Below are 24,239 nucleotides of genomic sequence, written 5' to 3' on the forward strand. Positions count from 1 at the left end.
GAATTGGCTTATGTGCGGCATCGCAGGTTATTCGGGTTCGGTAGAGGTCGCAGACCTGGGCGCGGCCATGCGGGCCATGGCCCATCGCGGGCCGGACGATTCCGGGCAGTACTACTCGGCCGATGGTAGGACCGGTTTGGGCTTTGTCCGCCTCGCCATCCGCGACCTCAGTGCCGCCGGCCACCAGCCGATGCTGGCGAATGACGGTGCCGTGGCGTTGGTCTTCAACGGTGAAATCTACAACTTCCGCGAACTGCGCGTTGAGCTAGAGGCCAAGGGTTACGTCTTTCGTGGTCACTCCGATACGGAGGTGCTGCTCAACTTGTACCTAGAAGAAGGCGACGCCATGCTGTCCCGCCTCAACGGTATCTTTGCCATTGGTGTCTGGGATGGCCGCAGCCAATCCTTGCTCCTGGCGCGTGACGCTCTGGGTGTCAAACCGTTGTACTTCGCGCAGACTGCGAATGCCATTGCCTTTGCCAGCGAAATCAAGAGTCTGCTTCAGTTCGTGCCATCGGTGCATGTTCTTGACCCAGTTTCACTACATAACTACATGAGTTTCCTGTGGTGTCCTGGCGAAGGTACCCCGTTGCAAGGGGTCCGCAAGCTGCTGCCTGGCGAGGCAATGCGGATTCAGGCTGGCGTTGCGGTGGCGCGCTGGACCTGGTACCGGTTGCCGCTGATGCGGGGCGATGGAGTGCCGGTGGTGGACGAACAAGAGGCTATGCAAGGCACGGTCTTTCATCTGCGTCAGGCGGTGCAGCGCCAGATGGTTGCCGACGTTCCAGTCGGAGCCTTTCTGTCTGGTGGGCTGGACTCTAGTGCTGTGGTGGCCTTTGCGCGGGAACAGAATCCTGACATCCAGTGCTACTCGATCGATGTCCAGGGTGCCCAGGACGAGGGCTTTGCCGATGATCTGCCCTATGCGCGTCGGGTGGCGCAGCATCTGGGCGTGCCGTTGCATGTGGTACAGGTTGATCCGGCTACCATGGCGCAGGATCTGCAGGCCATGGTGATTCAGCTCGACGAACCACTGGCCGATCCTGCCGCACTGAATGTTCGCTACATCAGCGCGCTGGCGCGCCGGCATGGCATCAAGGTGCTACTGTCCGGCACCGCCGGCGACGACCTGTTTACTGGCTATCGCCGACACCGTGCGGTGCAGGCCGAGCGCTACTGGGCGTGGTTGCCGCGACCGGCGCGTGCCGCGCTGCAATCCTTGGCGGCAGGGCTGAACCAGCAGACGGCGCTGAGTCGGCGCATTTCCAAGGCACTGGCTGGTGCTTCGTTGGACGGCGATGCCCGGCTGGTAGAGTACTTCCGTTGGATCCGCGAGGCCGACCTGCAAGCACTCTATAGCGCCGAATTCCGGCAGGCGCTGGGCGGAAGGCTGGCGGCAAGCACCATGCTGGACTTTCTCAACGGCATGCCCGCCTCGGCACCACCACTGGATCGCATGCTGGCGCTGGAGCAACGCTTCTTTCTGGCTGATCACAACCTCAACTACACCGACAAGATGTCGATGGCAGAGGGCCTGGAGGTGCGGGTACCATTTCTGGATTTGGACTTGGTGCAGTTTTCCGCCCGTTTGCCAGTTGGCCTGAAGCAGCGAGGTGCACAGGGGAAATGGATTTTCAAGCGCGCCATGGAGCCGTACCTGCCGCATGACGTCATCTACCGCCCCAAGTCAGGCTTCGGTGTGCCGTTGCGCCGCTGGATGCGCCATGATCTGCGCGGGATGGTGGGAGACTTGTTGTCGGCTGACAGCCTGAAACGCCGTGGCATATTTGATCCCACTGCGGTGGCGCGGCTGCTGCAGGCCAACGACGCCGGTACCGTTGATGCCAACTACACGCTGCTGTCCATGGTCTGTATCGAAATCTGGTGCCGTCATTTCCTGGATCGGCACACGGCCGCCCCGGCAAACGCCGACCGAATCATGGACAACGCATGAACCCCAGGAAAAAGGTACTGCTGGTATTTGGAACCCGGCCCGAAGCGATCAAGATGGCACCGCTGTGTCATGCACTGGCTGCCTGTCCCGATGCATTCGAACTGACCGTCTGCGTCTCGGCCCAGCACCGCCAGATGCTCGACCAGGTTCTGCGGGTGTTTGAGATCAAGCCCGACATTGATTTGGACCTGATGCGCGCGGGACAGGATCTGTTTGACGTCACCGGCGCCGTATTGCTGGGGATGCGCAAGGTGCTGCTCAGCGTTGCGCCTGACATGGTGCTGGTGCATGGGGACACTACCACCGCGATGGCTACTGCCATGGCTGGTTTTTACCAAGGCGTTCCGGTGGGCCACGTCGAGGCTGGCCTGCGCACCTATAACCTGCAGGCACCGTTCCCAGAAGAGTTCAATCGCCAGGTGATTGGCAAGGTCGCCAGTCTCCACTTCGCACCGACCGAATTGAGCCGACAGAACCTGCTGCGCGAAGGCGCGCGCGCAGAACAGGTGTTGGTGACGGGCAATACCGTGATCGACGCCTTGCAGTGGGTGCTGGCCCGCATCGCCGCCGACCCGGAGCGGCGCCAGAATGTCCAGCAGGCCATTGATTCGGTGCTGCCGTTCCCCTGGCAGAGCAGCCGTTATGTATTGATTACTGGCCACCGGCGCGAGAATTTTGGCGACGGGTTCCTGCAGATCTGCCAGGCGCTGGCCGACCTAGCCGACGCCAATTCGCAAGTACATTTCGTGTATCCGGTGCACCTCAATCCCAACGTCCAGCAACCGGTCATGGCCATGCTTTCGGGCCGGACCAACGTGCATCTGATCGCACCGCTGGACTATGAGCCGTTCGCCAGTCTGCTGCAACATTGCTCCATGGTGCTGACAGACAGTGGTGGCATCCAAGAGGAGGCGCCTAGTCTGGGCAAGCCGGTGCTGGTCATGCGCGATGTGACCGAGCGCCCCGAAGCGGTGGACTCGGGTACCGTGCGCCTAGTGGGCGCCAACCGGGCACGGATAATCAGCCATGTGCAGGAATTGCTGGACGACCCGCAAAGTTACCAGTCGATGGCGCACGCCCATAACCCTTACGGAGATGGACAGGCCTGCGCGCGCATCATCGACATGCTGAGGAAAATATAAATGCGGAAACGGACCATTTGTGTTGTGGGCTTGGGCTATATAGGCTTGCCAACGGCCGCCTTGCTGGCCAGCCATGGCCATGATGTGGTGGGTGTCGATGTCAGTCAGTATGCGGTCGATACGATCAACTCGGGGCGCATCCACATCGTCGAGCCCGACCTGGACGCATTCGTACGCTCGGCCGTGGCCGCCGGCACCCTGCGTGCCTACACCACGCCGCGTAGCGCCGACGTCTACATGATCTGCGTGCCCACGCCCTTTCATGAAGGTCCGGGCATTCCACAGCCCAACATCGATTACGTGCTGGCCGCGACGCGCAGTATTGCGCCCTATGTCAAGGCTGGTGACCTCGTCATCTTGGAGTCGACCTCTCCAGTAGGTACGACCCGCAAAATGGCTGACGTGTTGCGCGAAGCTGGCGTTGATGTCGATGGGATCCATATGGCTTACTGCCCGGAGCGGGTCCTGCCTGGCAAGATCATGACGGAGCTGGTCGAAAACGACCGCGTGGTGGGCGGACTGACTGTGGCGGCCTCGCAGGCGGTTAGCGGTTTCTACTGTGGATTCGTAAAGGGGGAGGTGTTGGTGACTGACGCCGCCAGCGCCGAGATGTGCAAGCTGACCGAAAACAGTTTTCGCGACGTCAACATCGCCTTTGCCAATGAGCTCTCCATGCTCTGCGCCAATTCCGGCATTGATGTCTGGAAACTGATACAGCTGGCCAACCACCATCCGCGCGTCAACATCTTGCAACCGGGGGCAGGCGTCGGTGGTCACTGCATTGCGGTCGATCCCTGGTTCATCGTCGCCAGTGACCCGGACAATGCCCGGCTGATCCGCACCGCGCGCGACGTCAACAACCGTAAGACAGAATGGGTCGTAGACCAAATCAAGGTGGCCGTGGCAGATGCCATGGCACATCGCGGGCGCCGGCCGCGCATAGCCTGCCTGGGGTTGGCCTTCAAGCCGGATATCGATGACCTGCGTGAATCGCCGGCTTTGCATATCGCGATGACCTTGCATGCCCAGTCCTATGATGTGGTGGCGGTTGAGCCCAACATCACCAGCCATGACAGCCTGCCGCTGCTTGAGCTGGACGAAGCCTTGGACAGTGCTGATGTGCTGGTGGTACTGGTCAAGCACAAATCCTTCACGCAGCCTGCAGTCAGGGACCGGTTGCGCGCCAGCGGCGCCCTGGACTACTGCGGGGCAATGTTCTGATTCTGGCGGGACGCACATTGAAACAAGTACTGCAAAACATGGCCAACGGGGTGACCTCGGTGGTCGAGGCGCCTGCCCCGGAGAGTAAGGCCGGTCATTTGCTCATACATACCCGTTGCAGCCTGATCTCAGCCGGTACCGAGCGGATGCTGGTCGATTTTGGGCGTGCCTCCTACCTGGACAAGGCGCGCAAGCAGCCCGAAAAAGTCCAGATGGTGCTGGGAAAAATCAGGACCGACGGCTTGCTGACGACGCTGGAGGCGGTGCAGTCCAAGCTGGCGCAGCCACTGCCCTTGGGCTACTGCAACGTGGGCGTGGTGGCCGAGGTGGGCATGGGTGCGGAACACTTTTCCGTCGGCGACCGGGTGGTCTCGAACGGCCCGCATGCCGATCTGGTGCGAGTGCCGAAAAACCTGTGTGTTCGCATTCCGGACGCGGTTAACGATGAGTCAGCTGTCTTTGTGGTGCTGGCTAGCATCGGGTTGCAGGGCATCCGGCTGGCGCAGCCCACGCTGGGCGAAGCCTTTGTGGTCACTGGCGTTGGTCTGATCGGGCTGCTTACCGTGCAGCTGTTGCGGGCGCAGGGCTGCCGCGTGCTGGCGATTGATTTTGATGAAACCAAGCTCGTGCTGGCGCGTAGCTTTGGCGCAGTGACCTGCAATCCTGGCCTTGGTGAAGACCCGGTAGCGGCTGGCATGGCGTTCAGCAGGGGTCAGGGTGTAGATGGCGTCATCATCACCGCCTCGACCAAGGAATCCACGCCCGTTACCCAGGCGGCCCGCATGTCGCGCAAGCGGGGCCGCATCGTGTTGGTCGGAGTCACCGGGCTGGAGTTGCAGCGCGCTGATTTTTATGAGAAGGAGCTGTCGTTCCAGGTGTCCTGCTCATACGGGCCGGGTCGCTATGACCCGCAGTACGAAGCCCAGGGCAATGATTATCCGCTGGGCTTTGTGCGCTGGACTGAGCAACGCAACTTCGAGGCCGTGCTCGACATGCTGGCGTCAGGACAACTCCAGGTTGCATCGCTGATTTCCCACCGGTTTGCCTTTGAAGACGCGCCGGCTGCTTACGAGGCACTGGCCGCCGGTGGCGGTGGTTTGGGCATGCTGTTGCAATACAACTCGCCGACCGCGCAACGGGATGTCCGCTCCGTCACCCTAAATCCGGCGGCCCGTTTTGAGACTGGCCGACCGGTGCTGGGAATGGTCGGCGCCGGAAACTATGCCTCGCGCGTCCTCATCCCTGCTTTCAAGAGTGCGGGCGCTCAGTTTCACACCGTGGTGTCATCGACTGGCATCAGCGGGGTGATTCATGGCGAGCGTGCCGACTTTGTACAAGCTTCAACAGATGTTGCGGCTATGCTAGCAGAACCGGCAATGGATGCCGTAGTCCTCGTGACTCGCCATGACAGCCACGCTCAGCTTAGTCTGGACGCACTGCGCGCCGGCAAGCATGTGTTTGTGGAGAAACCGCTCGCGTTGCACCCGTCGGAAGTGGACGACTTGCAGACTGCCTACGGCCGGGCAATGGAGCAGGGGGCTGGCCGGCAGCTGATGGTGGGCTTCAACCGGCGTTTCGCGCCCCAGGTCCGCAAGATGAAGGCGCTGCTGGCCACTGTCTCGCAGCCAAAATCCTTCATCATCACGGTCAATGCTGGTGCCATTCCCTCCAGCCACTGGACCCAGGACGATGCCATAGGTGGCGGCCGCATCATTGGCGAGGCATGCCACTTTATTGACCTGATGCGCCACCTTGCCGGCGCGCCCATCGTCTCGATGCAGGCGCGTTGCATGGGTGAGGCCGCTGGGGTGGAGGTGACGCAGGACAAGGCATCCATCACTCTGGGATTTGCCGATGGTTCGTTCGGCACCATCCTGTATCTGGCCAATGGTGCGTCCAGTTTTGCGAAAGAACGCGTCGAGGTGTTTGTTGCGCAGCGGATATTGCAGCTGGACAACTTCCGCAAGCTCAAGGGCTTTGGTTGGACTGGGTTCAGTTCCATGAACCTGTGGCGCCAGGATAAGGGGCAGCGTGACTGTGCCGCGGCCTTTTTGCAAGCAGTTCAGACCGGTGTGCCGGCGATACCGGTCGATGAGATTTTTGAAGTAGCCCGGGTCACCCTGCGCGTCGCGGACCTGTTGCGGCACCAGGACAGCGCCGGCACGAATTGATGTGTAAGTGGCTGCTGCTCTACTGGCATACGCTGCGCTACCTGCGCTGGCAGCAGTTTGTCTACCGACTGAAATATGCGCTGTCGCGACCGGCGCCGCACGCGGTGGGTGCGCAGCCGGTACGTGCCTGGGCTACCGCCGCTGCCAGTTCCTGGCCAGCCTGGATGCCTGCCTGCCTGCGCAACGACGGGACGTTGCTCTTTCTCAATGAGCCGGGCCTGCCCAACGCGGTGAATCCTTGGAACGATCCGGCCCGCTCCAAACTATGGCTCTATAACCTGCATTACTTTGATGATGTCGGTGCCATCGGTGCCAGAGACCGACGTGCGGACCATGTGCAGTGGGTTCAACGTTGGATTGCACAGAACCGGCCCGGCCAGGGCAATGGCTGGGAGCCGTATCCGACCTCGCTGCGCATCGTCAACTGGATCAAATGGTGGTCATCCTGCTCCGATGCGATCCCTGCGGACTGGTGCGCCAGCCTGGCCGACCAAGCGCAGGCACTGCACCAGCGGCTGGAGTGGCATATCCTGGGCAACCATCTGTTCGCCAATGCCAAGGCTCTAGTCTTCGCCGGTGCTTGGTTCCAGGGTGAGCGGGCAGAGCGCTGGTTGGCGGACGGGCTGGCGATTCTGGAGCAGGAAATCCCAGAACAGTTCCTTGCGGACGGGGCTCATTTCGAGTTGTCGCCGATGTACCACGCCACCATGAGCTGGGACTTGTGCGATCTGCTGCTGCTGGCACGCCAGAGTGGGCTGCCGGGGCTGGCTGCCTGTGTGCCGCGCTGGAGCCGGGTGCTCGAGCGGGCGATATTGTGGTTGCAGGCGATGACGCATCCGGACGGTGAACCGGCCTTTTTCAACGACAGTGCCATGGGTATTGCACCGCGGTATGCCGACCTGCTGCGCTATGCCTGCCGGGTCTGCGACGCTGTGAAGCCTGCAGCCACTGCCAGCTTGCCTAAGGTTTGGTATGGCCGAGAGAGCGGTTACTGCCGTTTAGCCATGGGACCCGGCGTGGCAATGCTGGATGTGGCGCGGGTCGGTCCGGACTACCTGCCTGGCCACGCCCATGCCGACACTCTGAGCTTCGAACTCAGCTTGTATGGCCATCGCTTGTTGGTCAATTCGGGCACATCGGTTTACGGAGAGGGCCCGGAGCGCCTGCGTCAGCGAGGAACCGCGGCCCACAACACGGTAGTGATCGACGGAGTCGATTCATCTGAGGTCTGGTGTGGATTTCGGGTGGCACGCCGGGCCCGGCCGCTGCAGGTTCTGGTTGAGCCTGGCGCCTCGTTTGTTCGGGTGTCCGCCGAGCACGATGGCTACCGGCGGCTTCCAGGGCGCAACCTGCACCGACGTCGCTGGACTATGGATGCAGCGGGCCTGCAGGTGGTGGACACTGTGGAAGGGCATTACACCAGCGCCAGTGCCTTCTTTCATTTGCATCCTGCGGTGCAGGTTGAACCGGCAACCCGGGACGCCAATACACTGATGTTGCGTGGTGCCGATGGTCGGCGCATTCGCGTTGCCGTTGAGGGCGGAGCATTGGCTATTCGGACCTCGACCTGGCATCCCGGCTTTGGTCGCAGCGAGGCCAGCCATTGCCTGGCTGTACAGTTCGCGGGCAACACTATCAGCACGACAATTGAGTGGGACAACGCGGTTTGAAAATACTGGTATTGAGTTTTTATTTCACACCGGACCTTTGCGCCGGGGCCTTCCGCGCTGAGGCGTTGGTGCGGGCCCTGGTACAGAGGTTTCCTCATGCGCAACTGGATGTGATCAGTACCCTGCCTAATCGCTACCAGAGCTTTTCGGCTGAGGCGCCAGAGACTGAGCAGCGGCTCGGACTCCGGATTACCCGCATTGCACTGCCGTCGCACAGCAGCGGCATGCGTGATCAGTCTCGGGCTTTTCTACGCTATTACCGTGAAACTCTGCGGATGACCCGGTCAGAAACCTATGACCTAGTGATCGGTACCTCGTCACGGCTGATGACTGCGGTTTTGGCTACCAAGATGGCACGTCAAAAAAGCGCACTGCTGTATCTGGATATTCGCGACATATTTGTCGACACTATTGGCGATGTATTGCAGCCGGTGCTGGCGGCTGTCGCCAAGCCCTTGTTTTCCATATTGGAGAGATGGGCTTTTAGCGCAGCTGACAGGATCAACCTAGTATCGCTTGGGTTTGAATCCTACTTTCGCACACGCTATCCGCGACAAAAACTTTCTTTTTTTTCCAATGGCATTGATGCCGAATTTATGCCGCCGATTGCCGCGCCGGATGCGGTGGGCAGTACCGGCGAAATAACCATTTTGTATGCAGGAAATATTGGCGAGGGTCAGGGCCTGCACCATATTCTCCCTGAACTGGCCTTGCTGATGCAGGGGCGGGCTCGGTTCCGGGTTATTGGCGACGGCGGCCGCATTGATGCGCTGCGTCAGGCGCTGGCGGCGCGACGGGTCGGCAATGTGGAATTGCTAGCGCCCGTGCGCCGTGATGCCTTGATTCAGGAATATCTTGCCGCCGATGTGCTGTTCTTGCACCTGAATGACTACGACGCATTTCGCAAGGTCCTGCCGTCCAAGATATTTGAATATGCGGCACTCGGGAAGCCCGTCTGGGCCGGCGTAGCGGGCTATGCGGCGGAGTTTCTGGCGCAGGAGGTCCATAACGCGGTAGTTTTTCCTCCGTGTGATGCGGTAACTGCAATGCGGGTATTCGAACAGCTCACACTGGGCACCGCATTGCGCCCTGCCTTTTTGCAGAAATTTTCCCGCGACAACATCATGCGGGACATGGCTGCGGGCATTGATCAGTTGCTGCAGGAGCGGTTTGCATGAAGATTCTGGTCACCGGCGCCAGCGGCTTTGTCGGCCGGGAGTTGGTGCGTCGGCTGGTGCAGCCAGGCCGCGACCATTTAGTGCTGGCCGCAGTGCGCAGCGCGGTCTGTGAAGTGCCGACGACAGTACAGGTGTGCACCATCCCCGCAATAGATGGTGCGACCGATTGGTCCGCACTCTGTGCCGTTTGCGATTGCGTGGTGCACTTGGCGGCGCGGGTGCATGTCATGCAGGACGCGGCGGCAGACCCGTTGGCTGAATTTCGCCGCGTCAACGTGGACGGGACACTGAACCTGGCTCGCCAAGCTGCGGCCGCAGGCGTGCGACGGTTTGTCTTTGTCAGTTCAATCAAGGTCAACGGCGAGTCCACGCTAGCGGGAAGGCCTTTCACCGCGGCGGATGCGCCGGCCCCCGGCGATCCTTACGGTCAATCCAAGCTGGAAGCTGAGCTTGCACTGCGGCGGCTTGCCGAAGTCACCGGGATGGAGTTTGTCATCATTCGCCCGCCACTGGTGTATGGTCCCGGAGTGCGTGCAAACTTCGCAGCGTTGATGGGGGCAGTCACCCGGGGTATTCCGTTGCCACTGGGGGCGATCCAGAATCGTCGCAGCTTGGTTGCACTTGCCAATTTGGTAGACCTGATTTCTGTTTGCTTGACCCATCCTCAGGCGAAAAACCAGCTTTTCCTGGTCAGTGATGGTGAGGATGTGTCCACCCCGGAATTGATCCGCCGCATGGCGCAGGCACTTGGTCGACCAGCGCGTCTGCTGCCAGTTCCGCCATGTCTTCTGAGGCTGGGGGCCGTGCTGTTTGGGCGCGGAGAGACCGTACGCCGACTGGGCGAATCCCTGCAGGTTGACATTGAATACACCCGGAACCAACTGCAGTGGACGCCACCTTTGACCCTGGATCAGGGGCTGCTATCGCTTGCGCAGGGAGAAAAGCATTGAAACGCCTATTTGATTTGCTGCTGGCGCTCGTGCTTGCAGCGCTGCTGGCGCTGCTATTTGTGCTGGTTGCGCTGGCTGTGCGATTGACTTCGCGTGGCCCTGTACTGTACTGGTCGGACAGGGTGGGTCGGGACAATATCCTGTTCCGGATGCCAAAATTCAGGAGCATGCGCGTCGGCACGCCGGCACTAGCTACCCATTTGCTCAGCGATGCCCGCAACTATTTGACACCCATTGGTAGTTTTTTGCGCAAAAGCAGTTTTGATGAACTTCCTCAGTTATGGAGCATTCTCCGAGGGGATATGAGTTTTGTGGGTCCTCGTCCTGCCTTGTTTAATCAACATGACTTGATTGAATTACGTACCCAATACGACGTGCATATGCTTGTGCCTGGTTTGACGGGGTGGGCGCAGATTAATGGCAGGGATGAACTTCCTATTCCAGAGAAAGTCGCTTTGGATGTAGAGTATTTACATCGTCAATCGCTACTTTGGGATATAAAAATTATCTTCCTAACTGCCATAAAGGTATTTCGACAAGACGGCGTTTCACATTAAACTGAAAATCAATGGCAACTAATTTATTGATGGAGAAAAATATGTCCAATTTGATCGATATCCAAACTCAAATCGAAAAGCTGCAAAAACAGGCCAACGAAATCAAGTCCAAGGAATTCAGCAGCACGGTGCAGGAAATCCTAGCCAAAATGCAGGCCTTCGGCATTACCGTCAAAGATTTGCAAACGGCCAAGCCTGCCAAGGTGGGGAAAACCGGGCGCAAAGCCAAAGTTGGCGCTGAAAAAACTCCCAAGGTGCCTAAAAAGGCCGCGGCTGCTGTCGCACCCAAGTTCCGCGGCCCCAACGGTGAAACTTGGTCTGGCCGTGGCCTGACTCCTAAGTGGCTGGCAGCCTTGATCGCTCAAGGTCAATCCAAGGAATCGTTCGCGATCAATGCATAGCCGTGTGCTGGCTTGGCCGCGTACGGCCAAGCGATTGGTCGTCATCGCTCTTGATGTCGTGTTGGCGATTTTTGCGACTTGGGTTGCTTATTCGCTTCGTTTGGATGGCCTGCATCGGCCTGCCGAAGCACAGTGGTGGGTCTATGCGATAGCACCAGTCCTTGCCATTCCCATCTTTATCCGTTTTGGTCTTTATCGGGCCATCTTTCGGTACACCGGTCAGGTTGCATTGGTTGCAACGGGCAAGGCTGTCGGCTTGTATGCCCTGGTATTGTCCGCATTGTTGATGTGGCATCAGTGGCCCATGGTGCCGCGCAGCTTGGGGCTCTTGCAGCCTTTGGTTTTTCTTGTTTTGGTCGGGGCAAGCCGCGCTTTTGCGCGTTTCTGGTTGGCAGAATTAGATGCAAAGTCTCGCGGTGTTTCGGGGCGTTTGCTGATCTATGGTGCAGGAGATGCCGGTGCGCAGACTGCGGCCGCGTTGGGGGTCGCTCGCCAATATGAGCTCATTGGTTTTGCAGACGATGATGTGTCCATGGCGGGGCGCAGTCTCAATGGTTTGCCAGTCCATTCTGGTCAGCAATTGGCGCAGTTGGTCGAGAGCAAGCGTATCACCGACATTCTCCTCGCCATGCCCAATGCCACCCGCGAGCGGCGCAACCAGATCATTGAGTCCTTGCAAGGGCTGCCGGTTCATGTGCGCACGCTACCCAGCATGGCGGATCTCGCCAGCGGTAAGGTCACGGTCCAAGACATCCACGAATTGGATATTGAAGATCTGCTGGGGCGTGAGCCTGTGCAGCCCAATGTGGATCTGCTGGCCAAAGACCTGGCTGGCCAGGTGGTTTTGGTCTCCGGCGCCGGCGGCAGCATCGGCGGTGAGTTGACCCGCCAGATCGCCTTGCAGCAACCGCGTCAGCTCCTGCTACTGGACCATAACGAATTCGGCCTCTATGCCATCCACCAAGAGCTGGAAGCCATTTGCGCTGCCCAGCAATTACAAGTTGAGCTGATCCCGCTGCTGGGCAGTGTGACGAATCCCGAGCGCCTGCGCGCTGTCTGCGAAACCTACCGCCCGGTGACCGTGTACCACGCCGCCGCCTACAAGCATGTGCCTATGGTGGAAGACAACCCGGGCGAAGGCGTGCGCAACAACGTGTTCGGCACGCTGAACCTGGCGCAAGCCGCGGCGGCGAGTGGTACCAAGCGCTTCGTGCTGATTAGCACTGACAAGGCGGTCCGCCCCACCAATGTGATGGGCGCCACCAAGCGTGTGGCCGAGTTGGTATTGCAGGCGCTGGCCGATGCCAACACGGGCACCTGCTTTTCCATGGTCCGTTTTGGCAATGTGTTGGGATCCAGCGGCAGCGTGGTGCCTCTGTTCCGCAAGCAGCTCGCTGCGGGCGGCCCGTTGACTGTGACCCATGAAGAAGTCACACGCTATTTCATGACCATCCCCGAAGCCGCGCAGCTGGTGTTGCAGGCCGGCGCGATGGGGCAGGGCGGCGATGTGTTCGTGCTGGACATGGGGCAGCCCGTCAAGATCATGGACCTGGCGCGGCGCATGGTGCAGCTCTCGGGCCTGTCCGTGCGCGATGCCGCGCACCCCACGGGCGATATCGAGATTGCGGTCATCGGACTACGCACCGGTGAGAAGCTATACGAAGAGTTGCTGATCGGCGACAACCCTCAGCCTACAGCCCATACACGCATCATGAAGGCGCATGAGCCTTTCATGCCCTGGGCGGCGCTGCAGCAAGAGCTGCAGGTGCTGGAGGCAGCAGCGAATGCCAATGACGCGGCCGCCATCAAAGCCTTCATGTCCCAGCACGTGCTGGGCTACCAGCCCGCCTGACCGCTCTGCCGTAGGGATGCCGCAAGGATATTTCCCGGCAATGCGGCACAATTTGCGTTTCGCCCCTCGATTCACTACTGACCCTGCCCATGTCTGACTCCAGCGCACCGTCTCCCATTGCCCCCTTTGACAAGGCCCAGATCCTGGCCCAGGCCTTGCCCTATATCCGCAAGTTCCACGGCAAGACCATGGTTATCAAGTACGGTGGCAACGCCATGACCGATCCGGCGCTGCAGAAAGCCTTTGCCGAAGACGTGGTGTTGCTGAAGCTGGTAGGTATCAATCCGGTGGTGGTGCACGGCGGCGGCCCGCAGATCGAGAACGCGCTCAAGCGCCTGGGCATGCAAGGCCAGTTCATCCAGGGCATGCGTGTGACCGACGGCCCCACCATGGAAGTGGTGGAGTGGGTGCTGGGTGGCGAGGTGCAACAGGACATTGTGGGCCTGATCAACCAGGCCGGTGGCAAGGCCGTGGGCCTGACCGGGCGCGACGGCGCCATGATCCGCGCGCGCAAGCTCAAGATGCTGGACAACACCGACCCCAGCAAGGAACACGATGTAGGCCAGGTCGGCGACATCGTCAGCGTGGACCCCAGCGTGGTCAAGGCGCTGCAGGATGATGCCTTCATCCCCGTCATCAGCCCCATTGGCTTTGGCGAGCACAACGAAAGCTACAACATCAATGCCGACGTGGTGGCTGCCAAGCTGGCGACCGTGCTGCAGGCCGAGAAACTCATGATGCTCACTAACATCAGTGGTGTGCTCGACAAGGCCGGCCAACTCATGACCGACCTGACCGCCAAGCGCATTGACGAGCTGTTTGCCGACGGCACCATCAGCGGTGGCATGCTTCCCAAAATTGCTGGCGCGCTGGATGCCGCCAAGAGCGGCGTCAACTCGGTGCACATCATCGACGGGCGCGTGCCGCACGTGCTGTTGCTCGAAATCCTGACTGACCAGGCCTTCGGCACCATGATTCGTTCGCACTGATTGCTATTGAATCAATAGCTGCTTGCGCAATATCTACGGGGGCTAGAGGCCTGAATCGCTATGAGACTGCTGCTGGTGGAAGACGATGTGATGGTGGCCAGCGGCATCAAGCTGGGCCTCTCAGACGCTGGCTATGCGGTGGACTGGGTGGGTAGCGCCGAGCGCGCCTTGGAGGTCACCCAGGCGGAGTCGTTTGACGTGGCGGTGGTCGACATCGGCCTGCCGTTGATGGACGGCCTGGCGCTCACGCAGGCGCTGCGCAAGAACGGCCACAGCATGCCGGTGCTCATCCTCACCGCGCGCGACGCGCTGCAAGACCGTGTGCAGGGCCTGGACATGGGGGCTGATGACTACATGGTCAAGCCCTTTGAGTTGCCTGAGCTGCTGGCCCGCCTGCGCGCGCTGTTGCGCCGTTCGCAGGCTGCCACCTCCGCCACGCTGAGCTTTGGCCCGCTGGAACTGGACACCGCCCAGCGGCAGGCCTGTATCCGCAGTGCGGCGGGCGCGGCCCAGCCCATTGAGCTGGGTCCCCGTGAATGGACGGTGATGGAGTACCTGCTGCTGCAGGCCCCCAAACCGGCCAACAAGGACAAGCTGCTGCAAGCCCTGACCGGCTGGGACAAGGAGATCACGCCCAACGCGGTCGAGGTCTATATCTCCCGCCTGCGCGGCAAGCTGGAGCCGCATGGCATCGCGCTGCGCTCCATCCGCGGCTTTGGCTACCGGCTGGAATTGCTGGCGGCTTGACCTAGCGCCCCATGGTCAGCGGTATGTCCTCCGGCCTGCAGCGGCGCCTGCTGCTCTTGCTGCTCTTGCCCTTACTGCTGCTGGCAGCGCTCAATACCTGGTTTGACTTCCGTTCGGCCGACAGCGCCGCGTTACAACAGGACCGGCAGTTGCTGAACCTGGTGCCGCTGCTGGCCGACTCGGTGGTTGCGCGCGGCGAGACCGAGATGGCCCCGCCCGTACTGCTGACGGCCCCACCGGTGGACGAGTTTCTTAGTGCGCGGCCAGGCATGTCGGCCTTCGCCGTCGTCGGTCTGGACGGCCGCGTGAAGGTGGGCGACGACTGGCTCACCGGCCTGCCCCCCACCACCAAGGAGCCCGAGTTTTCCAGCGAGGAGTACGAGGGAATCACCTATCGCATCGTCAGCCAACGCGTGCAAACCGTGGCCGGGGAGCTGGTGGTGCGTCTGGCCGACGGTTCCGATCCGCGCCAGCAATGGCTGCGCCTGCTGGCGCTGAAGGTGCTGCTGCCCAACCTGGTGTTGGCCGTGGCCGGCTTCTTCGCCGTCAACTGGGCGGTGCGTACCGCACTGCGGCCGCTGCTGGAGCTGAAGGATGCGGTGGAGCGTCGTTCGCCGCGCGACCTGTCCGCGCTGGACCCCGATGCCTCGCCCGACGAGGTCCGGCCCCTGGTGCTGTCGCTGAACCGCTTGTTCGGCCTGGTCAATGCCCAGGCCGAGAGTCAGGCCCGCTTTGTGGCCGATGCGGCCCACCAGCTGCGCACACCACTGGCCGGGCTGCAGGCGCAGGTGGAAGCCTGGGCGCAAGCCGTCAGCAGTGGGAGAAGTGTACAAAATAGCCCACTGGCCCCCGTCAATACTGCGCCAGTCACTATCACTTTAGGAGCGGATCAGGTGCTGCGCTTGCGCCAGGCAGCGCGCCGCACCTCCCAACTGGCGAACCAGCTGCTGGCGCTGTCGCGCGCGGACTCGCGCAGTGCCCAAGGTCAGCCCATGCAGCGCGTGGACCTCAAACAGCTGTGCGAGGTGGTGCTGGAAGCCCAGCTCGAGGCCGCCATGCGCAAGGACATCGACTTTGGTCTGGACGCGGCCCCTGCCCACGTGACAGGCCAGGAATGGTTGCTGCGCGAACTACTGGTCAACCTCGTGGACAACGCGTTGAAGTACACGCCCCAAGGTGGCCGCGTCACGCTGCGCTGCGGCGTGCGTGCCGCCGCCGTGCCCGGAGCCACGCCCCAGCCGTTTCTAGAGGTGGAGGACGACGGTCCCGGTATCCCGCAGGCCGAGCAGCGCCGTGTACTGGAGCGCTTCTACCGCGTGCCCGGCACCGCGGTGGAGGGCAATGGCTTGGGCCTGGCGATTGCCGATGAAATTGCCCGCGTGCACCGCAGCCCGCTGCAGCTGGGCAGTGGGGCCGCTGGCCGGGGCTTGCGCGTGTGGCTGAGCTTGCCGGCCTAGCCGCGCGCACCACCTGCCCTGTGCGAGAATCATTCGACCCAACCGCCTGACCCACCATGCCCGACGCATTCGCCCCCTCTGCCGACGCTGCCGATTCCGAGCACCAGAGCGCAGGCCGCAAGCGCCCCAAACCGGGCGAACGCCGGGTGCAAATTTTGCAAACCCTGGCCACCATGCTGGAGCAGCCCGGTGGCGAACGCATCACCACCGCCGCGCTGGCCGCGCGGCTGGAGGTGAGCGAGGCCGCGCTGTACCGCCACTTCGCCAGCAAGGCGCAGATGTTCGAAGGGCTCATCGATTTCATTGAAAGCACCGTGTTCTCGCTGATCACCCAGATCGTGGAGCGCGAACCGCTGGCCTCGGATGCGGGCAACCCCGGCGCGCGGCAGGCCGCACGCATCGCCACCATGCTGGTGCAGTTTGCCGAAAAGAACCCCGGCATGGCCCGCGTCATGGTGGGCGATGCGCTGGTGTTGGAAAACGAACGCTTGCAGCAGCGCATGAACCAGTTGTTTGACAAGGTGGAGGCCGCGCTCAAGCAGTGTCTGCGTGACAGCCCTGTCGCCCAGGCCTCGGCCACCCCCACGGTGGACGCACAGGTGCGCGCTGCCGCCGTCACCGCCTTTGTGGCGGGCCGCCTGCAGCGCTACACCCGCTCGGGTTTCAAGCGACTGCCCTCAGAGCACCTCGAGCCCGCCTTGCAAGTCATGCTGGGGTAAACCCGTAGTCTTGCTAGAAGAAGCCCTCTAGAAGACGAGGGTTATGAGGGGGGATGGTGGAAATGCTGCAAAATAGCACGATCGTTCTATTTTGTGGTCTGCCTATCCATGTCTTCCGTGTCGGTTTCCAGCAAACCCCGCAGCGCCTCTGATGCGCCGGCCAAGCGCGCGCCTTCCAAGCGGGCCATGCAAAAAGGGCAGCAAACCAAAGCCGCCATCGTCGAGGCGGCGCTTGGCCTGTCCACCCAAATTGGCCTCGAAGGCCTGAGCATCGGTGTGCTGGCCGAGGTCACGCAGATGAGCAAGTCCGGCGTGTTTGCCCACTTTGGTTCGCGTGAAGAACTTCAGATTTCCGTTATTCGCGAATACTTCGGCCGCTTTGAGCAAGAAGTGTTCTATCCCGCGTTGCATGCTGAACGCGGTCTGCCCCGGGTGGAGGCGCTGTTCCACAACTGGATGAAGCGCGTGGCCGTGGAAATCCAGTCGGGCTGCATCTTCATCAGCGGTGCCGTTGAGTTTGACGACCGGCCTGGTCCGGTGCGCGATGCACTGGCCACCTCAGTGCAAACCTGGCTCAGTGCCCTCTACCGCGCCGTGGTGCTGGCCAAACAGTGTGGCCACTTGCACGCCAATGCCGACGAACACCAGATGGCTTTCGAGATCCACGGCCTGATTTTGGCCCTGCACTACGAAGCCCGTTTTCTCAAAAACCCCGGCTCGATCGAGCGCGCCAACCAGGGTTTCGCCAACATTCTGGCGCGCTACGGCGCCAAACCTTTCTAACCCCCATTTTTGTCAGTTATCCAAGGAGAAAGCACCATGCCAACTTACACCCCTCCGCTGCGCGACATGCAGTTTGTGATGCACGAAGTGCTCAACGTCGTTGACGACCTGAAACAAATTCCGCGCCACGCCGATGTGGATGCGGACACCATCAACGCAGTGCTGGAAGAGGGCGGCAAGTTCGCCTCTGAAGTGATTTTTCCTTTGAACATCTCGGGTGATGCCGAAGGCTGCACGCTGGATACCAAGACCCATGCGGTGACCACACCCAAGGGCTTTAAGGAAGCCTACAAGACGTATGTTGACGGAGGATGGGCGGCACTGGGCTGTGACCCCGAGTTCGGCGGCCAGGGCTTGCCGCTGATCGTTAACGGCATGTTCTATGAAATGCTCAACAGCGCCAACCAAGCCTGGACCATGTACCCCGGCCTGACGCACGGCGCCTACCACGCGCTGCACACCTACGGTACGCCCGAGCAGCAGCAGACCTACCTGCACAAGATGACCAGCGGCGAGTGGACCGGCACCATGTGCTTGACCGAACCCCATTGCGGTACCGATCTGGGCCTGATGCGCACCAAGGCCGAGCCCCAGGCCGACGGCACCTACAAGATCACCGGCAACAAGATCTTCATCAGCGCCGGTGAACACGACATGGCCGACAACATCATCCATCTGGTGCTGGCCCGCCTGCCCGATGCGCCTCCCGGGATCAAGGGCGTGAGCTTGTTTGTGGTGCCCAAGTTCAATGTGAACAAGGACGGCAGCCTGGGTTCGCGCAACGGAATCTACTGCGGCGGCCTGGAACACAAGATGGGCATCAAGTCCAACGCGACGGCGCAGATCGTCATGGAAGATGCCATCGGCACCATGATTGGCCAGCCCAACAAGGGCATGCAAGGCATGTTCGTGATGATGAACTCGGCCCGCTTGGGCGTGGGCAACCAGTCCCTGGGTCTGACCGAAGTGGCGTACCAAAACGCGCTGGCCTATGCCAAGGACCGCATCCAGATGCGCTCCCTGACCGGCCCCAAGGCCAAGGACAAGCCCGCTGATCCGATCATCGTGCATCCCGATGTGCGCAAGATGCTGCTGACTGCCAAGGCCTATGCCGAAGGCGGCCGCATGCTGCAGGCCTACTGTGCGATGTTGTTGGAAAAGGAGCACTACCACACCGATGAAAAAGTACGCAAGGATTCCGGCGAGTTGTTGGCCATGCTCACCCCCATCGCTAAGGCCTTTTTGACCGACAACGGCCACATCTCCACCAACGCCTGCATGCAGGTGTTTGGTGGCCACGGTTTCATCAAGGAATGGGGCATGGAGCAGTACGTGCGCGACAACCGCATCAACATGATCTACGAAGGCACCAACACCATCCAATCGCTGGACCTGCTGGGCCGTAAGATCTTGGGCAACAACGGCGCCACGCTGAAGAAGTTCGGCAAGCTGGTGGGCAAGCTGGTGGAAGAAGAAGGCACCAACGAGAAGATGTCCGAGTTCATCACCCCCGTCGCCATCCTGGGTGACCAGATGACCAAGTTCACCACCGAGATCGGTTTCAAGGGCTTCCAGAACCCCGACGAAGTGGGCGCCGCTGCGGTGGACTACCTGCGCGTGGCCGGCCATCTGGTGTTTGGCTACTTCTTCGCTCGCATGGCGCAAGTCGCTCTGCGTGAAATCGCGGCCGGCAATACCGATCCGTTCTACGTGGCCAAGTTGCAAACCGCACGCTTCTACTTTGCCAAGCTGTTCCCCGAGACCGCAACGCTAATGCGCACGGCGCGCGCCGGCTCCAAGGTCCTGATGGACACCGACGCTGTCTTTGCGTGAACCATGCCAAAGTGCAATCCGTCCGTAAAACAAAGGAGACAACCATGATTCGAGCAATAGCGGTAGCCGCTCTGGGTATGAGCGCTTTTTCAGCGATGGCACAGATGACCCCCGTGGGGTTATGGCGAACCATTGATGACAAGGATGGATCTGCCAAGTCGGAGATCCGCATCGTCGAGAACAACGGCGTGGTCTCTGGTCGCATTGAAAAAGTGATGGACCCCAAAGCCAAGTCTGATGAGCTGTGCGTTGAATGCAAAGACGACCGCAAGGACCAGCCCATGGTGGGGCTGGAGTTGATCCGTGGGTTGAAGAAGGCTGAGGGCAAAGACGTGTGGGAAGGCGGCACCATCGTGGAGCCATCCACCGGCAAGGTCTACAAGATGACCATGACCCCCATCGACGGCGGCAAGAAGATCGAAATGCGCGGCTACATCGGTTTCTTCTACCGCACGCAAACCTGGATTCGCGTCCAGTAACTCTTTTCAGGAATTCCTATGTCCCGCTTCCAAGTGAAAAAAGTCGCCGTGCTCGGCGCAGGCGTGATGGGTGCGCAAATTGCAGCCCACCTCGTCAACGTCAAGGTGCCCGTGGTGCTGTTCGACCTGCCTGCCAAGGACGGTCCCAAGAACGGCATCGTCACCAAGGCCATCGACAACCTCAAGAAGCTCAAGCCCGCTCCCCTGGGCGTGGCAGATGATGCAGCGCTGATCGGCCAGGCCAACTACGAAGAGCATCTGGAGCAGCTGCGCGATTGCGACCTCATCATCGAGGCCATCGCCGAGCGCATGGACTGGAAGCTGGACCTCTACAAGAAGATCGCTCCGTTCATTGGCCCCAATACCATCGTGGCGTCCAACACCTCGGGCTTGTCCATCACCAAACTGAGCGAGGCCCTGCCAGAGGAAATCAAACCCCGCTTCTGCGGCATCCACTTCTTCAACCCCCCGCGCTACATGGCGCTGGTGGAGCTGATCAACACCCCCACCACCCAAGCCTCTTATCTGGACGCGCTGGAAGGCTTTGTCACCAGCAACCTCGGCAAGGGCGTGGTGCGTGCCAAAGATTCCCCCAACTTCATTGCCAACCGTGTCGGTATCGCCGGCATGCTGACGACCATGAAGGAAGTAGAAAACTTCGGTCTCACGTTTGATGTCGTGGACGACCTGACTGGCAAAAAGCTGGGTCGCGCGTCCAGCGGCACCTTCCGCACGGCGGACGTCGTGGGCCTGGACACCATGGCCCACGTGATCAAAACGCTGCAGGACACGCTGAGCATTGAGACCGATCCTTTCTACGAGAGCTTTGCGACCCCCGCGGTGCTCAAGACCTTGCTGCAAATGGGCAACCTGGGCCAGAAGACCAAGGCTGGGTTCTTCAAAAAGGTGGGCCGCGATGTGTCGCGTTTCGACCTGGAGAGCAAAGAGTACGTGCCTGCCGGTCAGAAGGCTGATGAGGTGTATGGCCGCATGCTCAAGAAGCCTGCCGCCGAGCGCCTGAAACTGCTGCGCAATGCAGAGGGCAAGGAAGGCCAGTTCCTCTGGGCCATCCTGCGCAACAGCTTCCACTACGCTGCCATCCACCTGGCTTCCATTGCCGACAACGCACGCGATGTAGACTTCTGCATGCGCTGGGGCTTCGGCATGAAGCAAGGACCGTTCGAGCTTTGGCAGGAGGCCGGTTGGCTCGAAGTGGCCAAGATGGTGCAAGAAGACATTGATGCAGGCAAGGCGCTGTGCAAGGCGCCGCTGCCCGACTGGGTCTTCAAGGGCCCGGTGGCCGACGCCGGTGGCGTGCACACGCCCGCGGGCTCGTGGAACCCGTCCACGGGCACCTTTGTGCCCGTGCGCCAGCTGCCCGTGTACGAACGCCAGCATTTCCCCGAGAGCGTGCTGGGTGCCAACGCACCCAAGGCCGAGACTGCGGGCAAGACCGTGTTCGAAGACGAATCCATTCGCCTCTGGACGCTGGATGACGAGGTGTTGATCGCCAGCATCAAGACCAAGATGCACGCCATCGGCGGCGGTGTTATTGAAGGCCTGCTGCAAGCGCAAGAGCTGGCCGAGAAAGACTACCAGGGCCTGGTGATCTGGTCGCCCGACGACATGTTCTCCGCCGGCGCTGATCTGCAAGGCATGATGCCCGCCTTCATCATGGGCGGTGCCAAGGCCATCGAAGGCGCTGAGGCCGAGCTGCAAAACGCCATGCTCAAGCTGCGTTACTCCAACGTGCCCGTGGTCTCCGCCATTCGCGGTCTGGCCCTGGGTGGCGGTTGTGAGCTGGCGGTGTACTCCAGCAGGCGCGTAGCCGCCATGGAAAGCTACATCGGTCTGGTCGAAGTGGGCGTGGGCCTGGTGCCCGGCGCTGGTGGGCTGACCTACATCGCCCGTCGTGCAGCCGAAAACATGGCGCTCAGCACCTCCAAGGATGTGCTGCCCTTCCTCACTGAAGGCTTCACCGCCGCGGCCATGGCCAAGGTTGGCACCAGTGCGCTGGAAAGCCGCAAGCTGGGCTACCTGCTGGACAGCGACATCGTGGTGCCCCACAAGGACGAGCTGCTGTTTGTGGCCATCAATGAAGCCAAGGCGTTGTTCACAGGCGGCTACCGCGCGCCGCACAAGCGCAGCTTCCCCGTGGCCGGCCGCAGTGGTATCGCCACCATCCGTGCGCAGCTGGTCAACATGCGCGACGGTGGTTTCATCAGCGCACACGATTTCCATATCGGCCTGCTGATTGCCGAAGTGGTGTGTGGCGGGCAGGTGGATGCGGGCACCCTGGTGACCGAGGAATACCTGATGGCCATGGAGCGCAAGGCCTTCTGTGGCCTGCTGACGCACCCCAAGACGCAGGAACGCATCATGGGCATGATGTCCACCGGCAAGCCGGTGCGCAACTAAGATGGCCCAGCCCAACCGCCTTGCCCGTTCGGTCGCCAAGTTGGACCGCGTGCCCGCCGCACTGCGCCCCTGGCTGCGCAACAAGGTCTTGGGTCGAGCGGTGCCCTTTACAGGCACGGCCGGGCTGGACTTTGCGCACATGGCGCCCGAGCGTGTGGAGATTGCGGTGGCCAATGTGCGCCGGGTGCAGAACCACATCCAGGGCGTGCACGCAGCCGCCATGGCGCTGCTGGCCGAAACAGCCACGGGCATGGTGGTGGGCATGAATGTGCGTGACGACTGCCTGCCCCTGGCCAAGACCATGCGCATCGACTTCAAACGCCGTTCCCAGGGCGCCATGCGCGCTGTGGCCACGCTGTCCGACGCGCAACGCTTGCAGATGCAGCAAAGCGACAAGGGCGAAGTCAGCGTGGCCGTGCAGGTCAGCGACGAATCGGGCGAGCAGCCCATCCAGTGTGAATTCATCTGGGCGTGGATACCCACCCCGAAAAAATAAGGAGTTTCCCCATGAAACAAGTCCAAGACGCTTACATCGTTGCCGCCACGCGCACGCCCATCGGGCGTTCCGGCCGCGGTTTCTTCCGCAACACCCGCCCCGACGAGTTGCTGGTCGCGGCCCTGCGCAGCGCCATGCTGCAAGTCCCCACGCTGGACCCCAAGGCCATTGAAGACGCCATCATCGGCTGCTCCTTCCCCGAAGGCGAGCAGGGCATGAACATGGCCCGCGTGGCCGTGGGTCTGGCCTTTGACCACCCCGTGGGCGGCATCACCGTCAACCGCTTCTGTGCTTCCGGCATCTCCGCCATCCAGATGGCCGCCGACCGCATCCGCGTCGGAGAAGCCGATGTGCTGATCGCCGGCGGCGCCGAGTCCATGAGCATGGTTCCCATGGGTGGCAACAAGACCTCGTTCAATCCCGCAGTGTTTGAGCGTGATGAAAACATCGGCATCGCCTACGGCATGGGTCTGACCGCCGAGAAGGTGGCCCAGCAGTGGAAGGTGACGCGCGAGATGCAGGATGCGTTTGCGCTGGAATCTCACTTGCGTGCCATCAAGGCCCAGCAGGCCGGTGAATTCACTAATGAGATTACGCCCATCGATGTGATCGAACGCACGCCCAATCTGGCGACCGGTGAAGTGTCGACGCGCACCCGCACCGTGAGCCTGGACGAAGGCCCCCGCCCGGACACCTCGATCGAAGGCCTGGCCAAGCTCAAGCCCGTGTTCGCAGCGCGTGGCAGCGTCACCGCGGGCAACAGCTCGCAGACCAGCGATGGCGCCGGCGCGCTGATCCTGGCCAGCGAAAAGGCCGTCAAGCAGTTTGGCCTGACACCACTGGCCCGTTTTGTGAGTTTTGCCGCGCGCGGTGTGCCGCCCGAAATCATGGGCATTGGCCCCATCGAGGCGATTCCTGCGGCGCTGCGCTACGCCGGCTTGAAGCATGAAGACATTGACTGGTTTGAATTGAACGAAGCCTTCGCAGCCCAATCGCTGGCGGTTATCAACACCCTGGGCCTGGACGCGTCCAAGGTCAACCCCATGGGCGGTGCCATTGCGCTGGGCCACCCGCTGGGCGCCACCGGCGCCATCCGTGCGGCTACCGTCATCCACGCGCTGCGCCGCCACAACCTGAAGTACGGCATGGTCACGATGTGCGTGGGCACCGGGCAAGGGGCCGCCGGAATTTTCGAACGCGTCTGACACGCTGCTCCACAAGG

Annotated in this window: 20 protein-coding genes; all 20 read left to right on the forward strand. The window is 61.2% G+C overall.

The genetic code is table 11. From position 1 onward, the window contains the following. The first annotated feature begins 10 nt into the window (after positions 1 to 10). The 20 genes from asnB (at position 11) to AC1DZ5_RS10755 (ending at position 24,222) form a co-directional block, all read left to right on the forward strand. Entirely contained in the window at positions 11 to 1,954 is a 1,944-nt protein-coding gene (gene asnB / locus AC1DZ5_RS10660) for an asparagine synthase (glutamine-hydrolyzing) (RefSeq protein ID WP_477888793.1), read from the forward strand. Further along, the gene (gene wecB / locus AC1DZ5_RS10665) at positions 1,951 to 3,096 is read left to right on the forward strand and encodes a non-hydrolyzing UDP-N-acetylglucosamine 2-epimerase (protein ID WP_477888795.1); all 1,146 of its coding nucleotides are present in this window, start codon (positions 1,951 to 1,953) and stop codon (positions 3,094 to 3,096) included. The genes asnB and wecB overlap by 4 nt, the downstream gene beginning before the upstream one ends. Continuing rightward, complete coding sequence (gene wecC / locus AC1DZ5_RS10670; protein ID WP_477888797.1) at positions 3,097 to 4,317, forward strand: UDP-N-acetyl-D-mannosamine dehydrogenase; 1,221 nt, start codon at positions 3,097 to 3,099, stop codon at positions 4,315 to 4,317. A gap of 17 nt (positions 4,318 to 4,334) precedes the next feature. Beyond that, complete coding sequence (locus tag AC1DZ5_RS10675; protein ID WP_477888799.1) at positions 4,335 to 6,488, forward strand: bi-domain-containing oxidoreductase; 2,154 nt, start codon at positions 4,335 to 4,337, stop codon at positions 6,486 to 6,488. Then, entirely contained in the window at positions 6,488 to 8,158 is a 1,671-nt protein-coding gene (locus AC1DZ5_RS10680) for a heparinase II/III family protein (RefSeq protein WP_477888801.1), read from the forward strand. The genes AC1DZ5_RS10675 and AC1DZ5_RS10680 overlap by 1 nt, the downstream gene beginning before the upstream one ends. Beyond that, complete coding sequence (locus AC1DZ5_RS10685; protein ID WP_477888803.1) at positions 8,155 to 9,336, forward strand: glycosyltransferase family 4 protein; 1,182 nt, start codon at positions 8,155 to 8,157, stop codon at positions 9,334 to 9,336. The genes AC1DZ5_RS10680 and AC1DZ5_RS10685 overlap by 4 nt, the downstream gene beginning before the upstream one ends. After that, a complete protein-coding gene (locus AC1DZ5_RS10690) occupies positions 9,333 to 10,286 on the forward strand; it encodes a UDP-glucose 4-epimerase family protein (protein ID WP_477888805.1) in 954 nt (317 codons plus the stop codon). Before AC1DZ5_RS10685 ends, AC1DZ5_RS10690 begins: the two co-directional genes overlap by 4 nt. Then, the gene (locus AC1DZ5_RS10695; protein WP_477888807.1) at positions 10,283 to 10,843 is read left to right on the forward strand and encodes a sugar transferase; all 561 of its coding nucleotides are present in this window, start codon (positions 10,283 to 10,285) and stop codon (positions 10,841 to 10,843) included. Before AC1DZ5_RS10690 ends, AC1DZ5_RS10695 begins: the two co-directional genes overlap by 4 nt. 41 nt (positions 10,844 to 10,884) lie before the next feature. Beyond that, a complete protein-coding gene (locus tag AC1DZ5_RS10700) occupies positions 10,885 to 11,244 on the forward strand; it encodes an H-NS histone family protein (RefSeq protein WP_477888809.1) in 360 nt (119 codons plus the stop codon). Next, positions 11,237 to 13,096, forward strand: a complete 1,860-nt coding sequence (locus AC1DZ5_RS10705) for a polysaccharide biosynthesis protein (RefSeq protein WP_477888811.1) — start codon at positions 11,237 to 11,239, stop codon at positions 13,094 to 13,096. The genes AC1DZ5_RS10700 and AC1DZ5_RS10705 overlap by 8 nt, the downstream gene beginning before the upstream one ends. Before the next feature lie 89 nt (positions 13,097 to 13,185). Continuing rightward, the gene (gene argB, locus AC1DZ5_RS10710; RefSeq protein WP_477888813.1) at positions 13,186 to 14,085 is read left to right on the forward strand and encodes an acetylglutamate kinase; all 900 of its coding nucleotides are present in this window, start codon (positions 13,186 to 13,188) and stop codon (positions 14,083 to 14,085) included. Between the two features lie 60 nt (positions 14,086 to 14,145). Beyond that, entirely contained in the window at positions 14,146 to 14,832 is a 687-nt protein-coding gene (locus AC1DZ5_RS10715; RefSeq protein ID WP_310340513.1) for a response regulator, read from the forward strand. Between the two features lie 23 nt (positions 14,833 to 14,855). Next, positions 14,856 to 16,289, forward strand: a complete 1,434-nt coding sequence (locus AC1DZ5_RS10720; protein ID WP_477888855.1) for a sensor histidine kinase — start codon at positions 14,856 to 14,858, stop codon at positions 16,287 to 16,289. A 56-nt stretch (positions 16,290 to 16,345) separates the two neighbouring features. After that, a complete protein-coding gene (slmA, locus tag AC1DZ5_RS10725; RefSeq protein ID WP_477888816.1) occupies positions 16,346 to 17,008 on the forward strand; it encodes a nucleoid occlusion factor SlmA in 663 nt (220 codons plus the stop codon). Between the two features lie 108 nt (positions 17,009 to 17,116). Continuing rightward, the gene (locus AC1DZ5_RS10730; RefSeq protein ID WP_477888818.1) at positions 17,117 to 17,791 is read left to right on the forward strand and encodes a TetR/AcrR family transcriptional regulator; all 675 of its coding nucleotides are present in this window, start codon (positions 17,117 to 17,119) and stop codon (positions 17,789 to 17,791) included. Positions 17,792 to 17,827: 36 nt separating this feature from the next. Beyond that, positions 17,828 to 19,624, forward strand: a complete 1,797-nt coding sequence (locus tag AC1DZ5_RS10735) for an acyl-CoA dehydrogenase C-terminal domain-containing protein (RefSeq protein WP_477888820.1) — start codon at positions 17,828 to 17,830, stop codon at positions 19,622 to 19,624. 44 nt (positions 19,625 to 19,668) lie between these two features. Continuing rightward, positions 19,669 to 20,103, forward strand: coding sequence for a DUF2147 domain-containing protein (locus AC1DZ5_RS10740; RefSeq protein WP_477888822.1), 435 nt, complete (start codon positions 19,669 to 19,671; stop codon positions 20,101 to 20,103). Between the two features lie 18 nt (positions 20,104 to 20,121). Then, positions 20,122 to 22,521 carry a 3-hydroxyacyl-CoA dehydrogenase/enoyl-CoA hydratase family protein gene (locus AC1DZ5_RS10745; RefSeq protein ID WP_477888824.1) on the forward strand — a complete coding sequence of 800 codons (2,400 nt, stop codon included), beginning with the start codon at positions 20,122 to 20,124 and terminating at the stop codon, positions 22,519 to 22,521. Between the two features lies 1 nt (position 22,522). Further along, on the forward strand, positions 22,523 to 23,017 hold the full coding sequence (locus tag AC1DZ5_RS10750) for a DUF4442 domain-containing protein (RefSeq protein WP_477888826.1): 495 nt from the start codon (positions 22,523 to 22,525) through the stop codon (positions 23,015 to 23,017). An 11-nt stretch (positions 23,018 to 23,028) separates the two neighbouring features. Beyond that, positions 23,029 to 24,222 carry an acetyl-CoA C-acyltransferase gene (locus tag AC1DZ5_RS10755; protein WP_477888828.1) on the forward strand — a complete coding sequence of 398 codons (1,194 nt, stop codon included), beginning with the start codon at positions 23,029 to 23,031 and terminating at the stop codon, positions 24,220 to 24,222. The last annotated feature ends 17 nt before the right edge of the window (positions 24,223 to 24,239 follow it).

The organism is Rhodoferax sp. P1_F3 (assembly GCF_056405715.1).